The following is a 10,557-nucleotide window of genomic DNA, read 5'->3' as shown; positions in this document are numbered from 1 at the left end:
TCAGCCTCCGAGCGCTGCGAGGTATTCGCTGTAGAAGAGTGCCAATCCGATAGCCGACGCAATAGCCGCCAGCAACCAGAATCTGATGATGACCGTGGTTTCAGCCCACCCGGCGAGTTCGAAGTGGTGATGGAACGGCGCCATTCGGAAGACCCGCCGTCGGCTGGACCGGAACACCGCTACCTGGATCACCACCGACGCGGCCTCCGCGACGAACAGTGCACCGATGACCACCATCAACAGTTCCGTGCTTGTGGTGATCGACAATCCGGCGAGCATGCCGCCGAGGGCAAGAGAACCGGTGTCGCCCATGAAGATCTTGGCGGGTGCGGCATTCCACCAGAGGAAACCGATGCACGCGCCGGCGCCGGCCGCGCAGAGCACCGCGAGATCGAGCGGGTCTCGGACGTCGTAGCAACCCTTACCGGGATTCGTCTCGCACGAGTAGCGGAACTGCCAGAACGTGATGATGACGTAGGCGCCGAGAACGAAACTCATCGCTCCGGCGGCCAGTCCATCGAGGCCGTCCGTCAGGTTGACGGCATTGGACCAGGCGCTGACCAGTAGGTAGCAAAAGGCGATGAAGACCACGGAACCGAGTGAGACGGTGGCGATGTCGCGGACGTACGACAAATGAACACTGCCCGGAGTCAGCCCGTCGTCACCGCGGAACTGCAGGGCCAAGATTCCGAAGGCAATGGCAGCGACGAACTGGCCGACCAGCTTCGCGGTCTTGTTCAGTCCCAGATTGCGCTGCTTGCGGATCTTGATGAAGTCGTCGAGGAAACCGACTCCACCGAGCGCGGTGGTCAGACCGAGAACGAGTAGGCCGGACGCCGATGGCCCCTCCGCGTTGTCCATTCCGAGACCGATGAGGTGTGAGCCGAGATAGCCGGCCCAGATTCCGGTCAGGATCGCGACGCCGCCCATCGTGGGAGTGCCTCGCTTGGCCTGGTGACTGGCTGGACCTTCGGTTCGGATCTCCTGCCCGAAACCTTGTTTCGAGAACGCCTTGATCAGGATCGGCGTGAGCATGATGGAGACCGCCAGCGCGATGCCTGCGGCGAGAAGAATCTGGATCACTGCGAATCCCCGCCGTTCTCGCCATCGGTGTTCGCGTCACCGGTGTTGTCGCTGGACGTTGCGGCCAGAATCGCTTCGGCGACCGTCCACAGTTCAACCGACTTGGATGCCTTCACCAGGACGAGATCGCCCGGTTCGAGTTCCGCTTCGAGAATGGCGATTGCCGCAGCTGCGTCTGGCACGACGACGGACTCGTCACCCCACGACCCCTCCATCACCGCACCTTGATGCATCGCACGCGAGGTGCGGCCCGTTCCGACGACGATCAACTTGCTGACATCTAGTCTGACGGCCAGGCGACCGATCGCGTCATGCTCGACGACCGATTCCGGCCCGAGTTCACCCATCTCACCGAGCACAGCCCAGCTACGGCGCCCGAAGTGCCGATCCGATCGCGCCATGGACACCAACGCTTTGAGCGCAGCGCGCATGGAATCGGGATTTGCGTTGTAACTGTCGTTGACGACGGTGACGCCGTCGGCGCGCTCGGTGACTTCCATCCGCCTCGCGGACGCTGCCTTCGTGCCCTCGAGGACACGCGCGATGTCTGCAACCGCGAGGCCGTTCTCGAGTGCGACGGCCGCAGCGGCAAGAGCGTTGCTCACGTGATGTTCGCCGTGAACGGCCAGGCGAATACGCGCAGAACCCTGTGAACAGTTCAGCGTGAAGGAAGCCCGGGCCTGGTCGTCGACAACAACGTCGGTCCCCCGAACGTCGCAGTCTTCGGACTGACCGACGAATACGATCCGGGCCTTGGTTCGACTCGCCATTGCGGCGACCATGCGGTCGTCGGCGTTGAGGACCGCAACTCCACCGTCGGCTGCCGACGGGAGTGCTTCCACCAGTTCACCTTTGGCGACCGCGATCGCTTCACGCGAACCGAATTCACCGAGATGGGCGGTGCCGACATTGAGAACGACGCCGATCTTCGGCGGCGCGATCTTGGTCAGTTCGCCGACGTGACCGACCCCACGGGCCGACATCTCGAGGACCAGGAAGCGGGTCTTCTCGTCGGCGCGGAGCACAGTCCACGGCAAACCCAGTTCGTTGTTGAACGAGCCTGGTGGGGCGACCACCTCACCGCGCTCGCGAAGCAGCGCCGCAATCAGGTCCTTGGTCGAGGTCTTGCCTGCCGAACCAGTGACACCGACCAGCGTCAGCCCGCCCCCCGAAGCCGACCCCTCTGCTGCCAGTTCGTCGACCACGGCCCTGGCCAGGAGGCCGAGGGCATGCAAGACGGCAGCCCCGGATCCGTCTGTGTCATGTTCGAGCAACATCACAGCGCTCGGACCGTCGTTCGGTACCGACGGGACAACTATCGCCGGAACCCCGACCGGCCGCGCTGCTAGCACCGCCACCGCACCGGCGGCCACCGCCGCTTCCGCATGGTCGTGACCGTCGACGCGTGCGCCGGGGAGTGCGAGAAACAGTCCACCTGGACCAGCCTTGCGCGAATCGAATTCGACGGTTCCTGTCACCTGAGTCGACGGATCGTCGACGTCATGCAGGGTTCCTCCGACGATCTCGGCGATCCGAGAGAGCGTCATCGGGATCATTGCTTGCCTCCATGTGCTGTGTTGATCGCGAATCGGCCGATCATTTCGCCCAACACCTCGCGGTCGTCGAATGGGTGTTTGACCCCGTCGATTTCTTGACCCACTTCGTGGCCTTTGCCTGCCACCAGTACTACGTCGCCTGGCTGCGCCCACCGGACTGCTTGCTCGATCGCGAGCGCCCGGTCCCCCACTTCGCGAATCTCGCCGCGTTCGGATTCGGGAACGTCGATGGCGCCTTGCATAACCGAAGCGCGAATTTTCGCGGGATCCTCGGTGCGCGGGTTGTCGTCGGTGACGATCAGCAGGTCTGCGCCCCTCGCACCAGCTTCGCCCATGAGGGTGCGTTTGCCGGCGTCGCGGTCACCGCCCGCACCGACGACCACAGCCACTCGGCCGGGAACCTGATTGCGCAGGGTGGCGATCACGGCTTCGAGCGCTGCCGGTTTGTGGGCGTAGTCGACGACTGCCAGGAAGCTCTGCCCACGGTCGATCCGCTGGACCCGTCCGGGGACATCCACCGTTCCGAGTGCTCGAACAGCAGCGTCCGGATCGAGTCCGGCCGCGAAGCTGACAGTCAGTGCCAAGGCTGCGTTGGCCACGTTGTATCGACCGGGGAGGCGAAGCGAGACGGGCCACGATTGTCCGTCCGGTCCGACCAACTCGAAGGTCTGCGAGCCGTCCTCGGCAACCTGGACGGCGCCGACCTTCCACTCGGCCTCGGCCGTCGAGGTCGAGACCGTGGTCACCGCATCGCTCTCGTCGGTCGCGGCCAACTCAGCCATCCGTCGACCCCATACGTCGTCGACGCAGACGACGGCATGCTCGGCTCGCACCGTCGACTCGGGATCGAACAGTCGAGCCTTGGCCTGGAAGTACTCCTCGAAGTCCCGATGGAAATCCAGGTGGTCCTGCGAAAGATTGGTGAACGCGCCGATGTCGAAGCGGATGCCGTCGACGCGTCCGAGAGCCAGCGCGTGACTGGACACCTCCATGACAACGGTATCGATCCCCTGCTCTGCCATCACGGCGAAAAGAGCATGGAGTTGCGGAGCTTCCGGCGTGGTCAGAGCGCTGGGTACTCGGCGGCCGTCGATCCGAGTCTCGATGGTGCCAACCAGACCGGGCTTGCGGCCGGCTCCGGCAATCGCCGCTTCGAGCAAGTACGACGTCGTCGTCTTGCCGGATGTGCCGGTAATGCCGACGACCTGCATCTTCTCCGATGGCCGGCCGTAGACCTCCGCTGAGATCTCACCGAGCACATCCCGCGGGTTCGGATGAACGAGAACCGGGACGGACCGGTCGGGCGCCTTGCCGGCGGCCTCGATCAATTCGAGACCGGCCTCGTCGGTCAAGATCGCGGTCGCACCGCGCCCCAGAGCGTCGACGGCGAACTGAGCGCCGTGCGTCCTGGCACCGGGCAGAGCGGCGAAGAGGTCATCGGCCACGATTCCCTGCGCACGCAGGTCGACGCCCTTGACGACGACCTCCGACGACTGTGATCCCGGTTGCCCGACCCATTCGAGGCGAGCTCCGGACAATTCGGAGAGCGCCGTGATCGCGGTAGCAACCGGTTGTGTCGGACGCGTCCCGGGAGCGCCGTCCGAGTTCGACGATTGCAAACGATTCGGCACTGTCACTCGACTCCTGGCAATTGTCGTTGTTCTATCGCGGTCGTTGTTCTGTGGCGGTCGCAGCGCAAGCAAAGTTCGGCGTACTGCGATGAATGAGGTTACTGCGACGTTTGAGATTACCGTGTCCGGGATTCACCCGAAGACCCTGTCGAAACCGACACACCGCAATCAGTCCGCCTGCAACACCAACTTGCGACCGGGGTCCGGCGACATCGGAACGCTGTCACGCTGCAGCATCCACGACGCGATGTTGTGGAACAACGGTGCTGCCGATTGACCGCCGCCGCCGTCCACACCGCGAACCGGTGCGTCGAGCATGATTCCGATCACGAATCGGGGGTTGTCCGCGGGCGCGATCCCCGCGAAGGTGATCCAGTAGTTGGAGTTGGAGTAGCACTTGCACGCGGGATCCACTTGCTGCGCGGTGCCGGTCTTTCCGCTGACCTGGTATCCCTCGACGCCCGCGGCAACACCGGTTCCTCGTTGGTTGCCGGTGTCTTCCTGAGTGACCGATCGGAACATGTCCCGAACCGTCGACGCTGTCTGGGCGCTGACCACCTCGACACCCTCGGGCTGCGGCGTCTCGGTCCGAGTGCCGGAAGAATCGACAGTCGACTTCACGATTCGCGGAGGAATTCGCACACCGTCGTTGGCAATGGCCTGGTACATCCCGGTCATCTGCAAGGTTGTCATCGAAAGACCCTGCCCGATCGGCAAGTTCGCGAAGGTTCCGCCGGACCACTGATCGCGACTCGGGACGCTGCCGGCGCTCTCGCCGGGAAGTCCGACGTCTGTGCGTTGTCCGAGGCCGAACCTGTTCAGCATGTCTGCGTAGCGATCCTCGCCCACTCGCTGAGCGAGCATCAAGGTGCCGACGTTCGAGGACTTTCCGAACACACCGGTAGAGGTATACGGGGCCACACCGTGATCCCACGCATCCTTGACTGTGGCACCGGACATCGTGATGCTGCCCGGGACTTGCAGAACTTCGTCCGGAGTTGTCTTACCGTCCTCGATGGCCGCTGCTGCGGTGACGATCTTGTTCACCGATCCGGGCTCGAACGGCGTGCTGACCGACGGATTGCCCATTTCGGCTGTCGGCGCGTTCTTGTCGATGCCGATCGCGGGGTTGAAGGTGCTGTCGTTGGACATGGCCAACACCTGTCCCGTCTTGGAGTCCATGACCACAACCGAAGCGTTCTTGGCGCCCGACTTGTCCTTGGCGATCTGGACCTGCTGCTGAACGTAGAACTGGAGGTCCGAATCGATGGTCAGCTCGACACCCGAACCGTTGACGGCCGGTTGCTTGTCACGCCAGCTACCAGGGATCACAGCGCCGTCGGAACCGCGGTCGTACGTTTCGGATCCATCGGTTCCGGCGAGCGTGGAGTCCATCGAATCTTCGAGGCCGAGCAAACCGTGCCCGTCCCAGCCGGTCGCGCCGACGAGATTCGCCGCCAGAGAGCCACCGGGGTACTCGCGGATGTCCTGTCGCTCGAGGCCGACCTCCCGGAACTTGTCCGAGATCTCGGCAGCAACCGCCGGATCCACGCTGCGAGCGAGGTACGTGAAAGTCTCGTTGCTGTTCATCTTCTGAAGCAGATCTTTTTCCGGAACGGTATCGCCGAGCTTGGCGTGGATTCCGGCGGCGATCTCGGCGAGGCGATCGCTGACTTCCGGCGCCTGCTTGTCACCCTCGGCGCCCTGCTCGATGCTCTTCGCGCGCGCTTCCTCGAGTTCCTTGCGTACTCGCACCGGCTGGAAAGTCAGCGCCTTGGCTTCCATGGTGAACGCGAGGGGGTTTCCGTTGCGATCGGTTATCGAGCCGCGTACGGCCGGATCGACCTGCGTCGTGGTTCGTTGATTCGCAGATTCCGCAGCCAGGCTCGGCGCATCGATTCCCTGAATCCACAAGAGCTGCAATGCCGCAACGGCGAGCGCACCACACATGGTGATACGACCGACTCGCTGACGAAACGGAAATGAGGCAGTGGCCGAGCGGCGCGGACGCCGACCGGGGTTGTTACGGGAGTTCTGACTCACCGACGTTCCTCAGGCGGAGCAGGCACCGCCGTCGTGGTGGCGGGTGCTGTCGTCGTGGGGATCACAGGAACCAATTGTTCACTCTGCGCGAGGTTTCGCGTGTTATTCGGAACGCTCGGCGTGGCTCCAGGAACAACCGGCGTTGTGGTGCGCGGCGGTGTCGCGGTCGGTGCGGGCACCGATGTGGGCGCATCGAGCGGCGGCATCGCGCCGGCAGTCGCGGGAGTCGGCGTTCCGACGACCTCGACCGAACCATCCGGATGAACTACCAGACGTGCAGGGTCCTTGGCGGGGACCATGCCGAGAGCGCTTGCCTGATTTGCCAACTCCGGAGCCGAGTTACGCGACTGGAAGTCACGTTCGAGCGCTGCTTTCTGCTCGACCAAAGACTGGTTGTATGCACGTGCATCACTGAGTTGGTACGAATCCTCGGCAGCGCGAGTGGTCAGCAGCAGAGTCACCGCGAGACCGATGGACAGAAGTCCGATAACGGAGGCCACGAACGGTACCCGCCCCTTGAGCATCGCCCGAGGAGAGATCGACGGGCCGGCAGCAGCGGCAGTTCCGGTCCGGCCTGCCGCCCGTGCGGTGCGCTTGTCGTATGCGCGTTGCGCTGCACCGGATTTGCCCTGACGACTCATGCCCGCCTCCTGGAAATGCGTTCTGCGGCACGCAAACGCACCGGAGCTGATCGTGGGTTCTCTTCGATTTCCTGCTCAGACGCACGTTCTGCGCCACGGGTGAGAATGCGGAACTCCGGCCCCATACCCGGCAACTCGACCGGTAGACCTTCGGGACTGGAGGACTTCGAGCGGGGAACCAACTCCGCCTTCACAACTCGATCCTCGAGCGACTGGTAGGACATGAACACCACTCGCCCACCGACTGCCAGTGCATCGAGCCCGGCAGGAACGGCCGCGCGAAGCGAATCCAACTCGGCATTGACTTCGATCCGCAGCGCTTGGAAGGTGCGCTTGGCCGGGTGTCCACCCGTACGCCGCGTGGCCGCCGGGATTGTTCGGTACAGCAACTCGACCAGAGCTGCACTGGTGGTGAATGGTTCACGCTCACGCTGCCGAAGGATCTCGGACGCAATCTTTCCGGCGAACCGCTCTTCGCCGTACGTGCTCAGAATGCGAGCAAGGTCGCCGTGACTGTAGGTGTTCAGGACCTCTGCCGCGGTCAGCCCGACCGTCTGATCCATCCGCATGTCGAGAGGGGCGTCGATCGAGTACGCAAAACCTCGGTCGGCTTCGTCCAACTGCATCGACGACACACCCAGATCGAAGAGGATCGCGTGAACCGACTCCGTCGACGGCAGACCTGCCTGTTCGAGCGCGTCTTCGATCCCGTCATACGTGGTGTGCACGAACGTGGTTCGGTCCGCGAATGGCGCCAGACGCTCGGAAGCGATGCGGAGTGCGTTGGTGTCGCGATCGAGACCGATGAGGTGAAGGCCCGGGTACTTGCCGAGGAAGAATTCGGAGTGGCCTCCGAGCCCCAACGTCGCATCGATCATGTATGCGCCTTCGCCACCGTCACCGACGGCGGTGATGGCAGGGCCGAGAAGATCGTCGGCACGATGCAGAAGTACGGGGACGTGCGCGAAGCCATCGGCATCCGAGGGTTCGTTCACCTCGTGATCCACCATGATTGCTCCGGCTCCTACTTTCATGATTTCCGATGACTTTTCGAAAAGGTGCTGACTTTCCGAGAAGGCGATGACTGTTCGAGAAGGCGAATGCTTCGAGGTCCCTGCCCGAAGGAGAACCTGGCGCTGGGGAAGTGCGTCAGGGTCTTTCCGGGCAGAGGCCTCGCGGCATTCGCCGGGGGCTCTTCGCCTAGACGATCTCGCTGAGAGATTCGCCTGTTGCCTGCGAATAGTCCTCTTCGTTGTCTCCGAGATACCTCTCCCAGGCTGCTAGATCCCAGATCTCGAGGTAATCGACGGAGCCGGTCACTACGCATTCCTTGGACAGGTTTGCGTAACGCCGATGATCAGCCGAGAGGGTGATTCGCCCCTGGGCATCGGCGTGCTGTTCATCTGTACCGGCGGCCAGGGCACGTACATACGCCCGAGCTGCCGGATCATTGCGTGGAGCTGCCGCTGCCTTTCGAGCAAGCTTGACGAACTCGTCCCGGGGGTAGATGGCGAGGCTGTGATCTTGACTCTTGGTGATCATCAATCCTCCTGCCAGTTCGTCTCGGAACTTTGCCGGCAACGTGAGCCGACCTTTGTCGTCGAGCTTCGGCGTGAAGGTACCGAGGAACACTCGACACCTCCTGCGAGCTTGCGCTGAAACCCTCCCTATCGAGCGGATCGTGCTTCAGCTCTCCGCCCGAACCCACAGTACCCCACTTTCCCCCACAAACAAGGAGCACATGGTCCCTATTCAGCATCATTTGCTGACAAATAGCAGGTCAGAGCAGGTGGGGATACGTGGGGGAAATTTGCAACCGTGTCCCGGCCCACACCGCCGTCATATCGACCCTTCACGCCACGATTTGTCGCTCCCCCAGACAAAATCGCAGTACAAGCGCGGTTTTCGAATAGACGTGAGCGGGACGAGGTCTGGTCGTGCGTTGCAGTTCGACCAGGGTGGAGGAAAGTGGAGGGCCGAGTGGAGCGAAGTGGAGGAAGCTCGCGGGCACGCCTAGGGGCGACCGTGGGTGGCGAGTGATTCGCTCGCGCGTCACTGATTCACTTCGATGGATTGCCGGCACACACGTACAACACCCACACCAACGACGTGTGGCGGTCGGCAACCTTGGTTGCCGACCGCCACACGTGTGGTCGTCCGTGCCCTACAGAGGGCGTCATGTCCGAACTGCACCACTCTCGAAGTACGCCCGAAGAAGGGCGGGAGAGCTAGTCCTGCTCGAACCTGCGTTTGAATCGATCTTCCATCCGCGACGAGAATCCGCCGCCGGACTTGCGGCCGCGTCCCCGCCCGGATCCACCGGCACTACCCCTACCCGGCGGACCGGAGGGATGATTGCCACCTTCGGAAGCGGGTTCGGCTGCTGCTGCGGACTTGCGTCCACCACCCCAGAGGAACAAGACCCCTGCGCCGAACATGAACAAGAAACCGAACAGGCTGATGATCGGAAAACCGCCCGGCTTGAGCGGGAGGGCAACCCCCGCGATCAGCAGGACCAGACCCAGCACGAATAGAGCCGCTGCTTGGAACCGCCGTCTACTCGACGGCGCCCGCATACGGCCGCCCCTCACATTGGAGGCGAACTTGGGGTCTTCGGCATAGAGAGCGCTCTCGATCTGATCGAGCATGCGCTGCTCGTGCTCGGAGAGTGGCACGGTACCTCCCCCGGCACTGGAAGTTTGGCAACCACCCCACGGTGTGGGGCGGCGGGTAATCAAGTTGGACGATTACCTGTTTTCATAATACGAGCAGTTTAGGTCTCGGACCACCAACTCCGGGTACGAGTTCCGCCACAAGCGTACGTATTCGTGCCGAAGGGCCCCGATTCGGCTCCATTTGCCTGTGCGGACCAGGAAATTCCCCGGAAACAACTGCCAACACGGACCATTTGTTCACGACGCTCGCAAATGCTCGGACGCGTCCTGACCGATGAAATCTTCGACCGCCGTGAGAAAACGACCGACCTCGGCGAAGAATGCATCGGAATCGGAGTCCGTGATCACGATCGACACACCGGTTTCCACGGCCGCACGCGCAGCGGACCACCCCGCGAAGAACTTCGACCACGCTCCGAACGCGGGCGCTGCGGCGTCCATCAGAACCCACGCGTTTCCACTTCGCTTGCGCTTCGATCCGGCACCGGCAGGAGCTGCGGCCAACACTGCCCCGGCACCACGTAGTGCTGCCAGATAGGCACACCGGAACCGGTCGGCAGGATCGCCCGCCCCAATCGCTTCCTCGAGAAGCGCATCCGCCTTCCTGAGGAGCCCCCACGCCACACCGGACTTTCCCACTTGCGCAGTGCGGTGGCTGGCGTCCGTCGCACCGAAGGACCGTCTCGCCGATATCGGCAATCGCGAGATTGCGGCATCCGACGGGCTCGACAACTCGGCCGGAAGAGTTCGTTGGCACTTCACACGATCAGGCTTTACATGCTCGGACATCGGGGCACCTCCTGCACCGTAAGGATCCAAGGCCAGGTGGGCCGGAGATGCCCGCTTCCCTTCGGGCATCTCCGGATCACCCACATCGAACATCTGTTCGACCTATTCAATATAACTGCACCCACCGACACGCCGTCAA

At 63.0% G+C, this 10,557-nt stretch carries 9 protein-coding genes; all 9 read right to left on the bottom strand.

Annotated features, from left to right (window positions below; all coding sequences use genetic code 11):
- The 9 genes from mraY to CPI83_RS12440 all read right to left on the bottom strand — a co-directional run bounded on the left by mraY (window position 1) and on the right by CPI83_RS12440 (window position 10,418).
- Entirely contained in the window at window positions 1–1,083 is a 1,083-nt protein-coding gene (gene mraY / locus CPI83_RS12485; protein WP_003941699.1) for a phospho-N-acetylmuramoyl-pentapeptide-transferase, read from the bottom strand.
- On the bottom strand, window positions 1,080–2,639 hold the full coding sequence (murF, locus tag CPI83_RS12480) for a UDP-N-acetylmuramoyl-tripeptide--D-alanyl-D-alanine ligase (RefSeq protein ID WP_097387279.1): 1,560 nt from the start codon (window positions 2,637–2,639) through the stop codon (window positions 1,080–1,082). Before murF ends, mraY begins: the two co-directional genes overlap by 4 nt.
- Complete coding sequence (locus CPI83_RS12475) at window positions 2,636–4,270, bottom strand: UDP-N-acetylmuramoyl-L-alanyl-D-glutamate--2,6-diaminopimelate ligase (RefSeq protein ID WP_097388181.1); 1,635 nt, start codon at window positions 4,268–4,270, stop codon at window positions 2,636–2,638. Before CPI83_RS12475 ends, murF begins: the two co-directional genes overlap by 4 nt.
- Before the next feature lie 168 nt (window positions 4,271–4,438).
- On the bottom strand, window positions 4,439–6,313 hold the full coding sequence (locus CPI83_RS12470; RefSeq protein ID WP_020908076.1) for a penicillin-binding protein 2: 1,875 nt from the start codon (window positions 6,311–6,313) through the stop codon (window positions 4,439–4,441).
- Window positions 6,310–6,954 (bottom strand): hypothetical protein, encoded by a 645-nt coding sequence (locus tag CPI83_RS12465; protein ID WP_019748878.1) that lies wholly within the window; start codon window positions 6,952–6,954, stop codon window positions 6,310–6,312. The genes CPI83_RS12470 and CPI83_RS12465 overlap by 4 nt, the downstream gene beginning before the upstream one ends.
- Window positions 6,951–7,964, bottom strand: coding sequence for a 16S rRNA (cytosine(1402)-N(4))-methyltransferase RsmH (rsmH, locus tag CPI83_RS12460; protein ID WP_097388180.1), 1,014 nt, complete (start codon window positions 7,962–7,964; stop codon window positions 6,951–6,953). The genes CPI83_RS12465 and rsmH overlap by 4 nt, the downstream gene beginning before the upstream one ends.
- A 190-nt stretch (window positions 7,965–8,154) precedes the next feature.
- Complete coding sequence (gene mraZ, locus CPI83_RS12455; protein ID WP_003941779.1) at window positions 8,155–8,586, bottom strand: division/cell wall cluster transcriptional repressor MraZ; 432 nt, start codon at window positions 8,584–8,586, stop codon at window positions 8,155–8,157.
- Window positions 8,587–9,182: 596 nt separating this feature from the next.
- A complete protein-coding gene (locus CPI83_RS12445; protein ID WP_019748880.1) occupies window positions 9,183–9,629 on the bottom strand; it encodes a DUF3040 domain-containing protein in 447 nt (148 codons plus the stop codon).
- A 237-nt stretch (window positions 9,630–9,866) separates the two neighbouring features.
- Window positions 9,867–10,418 carry an SAV_6107 family HEPN domain-containing protein gene (locus CPI83_RS12440; protein WP_020908080.1) on the bottom strand — a complete coding sequence of 184 codons (552 nt, stop codon included), beginning with the start codon at window positions 10,416–10,418 and terminating at the stop codon, window positions 9,867–9,869.
- Between the last annotated feature and the right edge of the window lie 139 nt (window positions 10,419–10,557).

The organism is Rhodococcus sp. H-CA8f (assembly GCF_002501585.1).
GTDB lineage: Bacteria > Actinomycetota > Actinomycetes > Mycobacteriales > Mycobacteriaceae > Rhodococcus_F > Rhodococcus_F erythropolis.
The sequence above is the reverse complement of the archived record's forward strand: the minus strand, read 5'-3'. Positions and strand labels throughout refer to the sequence as shown.

Excerpts from the sequence above, each read along its gene's own strand:
- CPI83_RS12440 (WP_020908080.1), bottom strand. The coding sequence starts at position 10,418 with ATGTCCGAGCATGTAAAGCCTGATCGTGTGAAGTGCCAACGAACTCTT.
- CPI83_RS12465 (WP_019748878.1), bottom strand. The coding sequence starts at position 6,954 with ATGAGTCGTCAGGGCAAATCCGGTGCAGCGCAACGCGCATACGACAAG.
- rsmH (WP_097388180.1), bottom strand. The coding sequence starts at position 7,964 with ATGGTGGATCACGAGGTGAACGAACCCTCGGATGCCGATGGCTTCGCG.
- murF (WP_097387279.1), bottom strand. The coding sequence starts at position 2,639 with ATGATCCCGATGACGCTCTCTCGGATCGCCGAGATCGTCGGAGGAACC.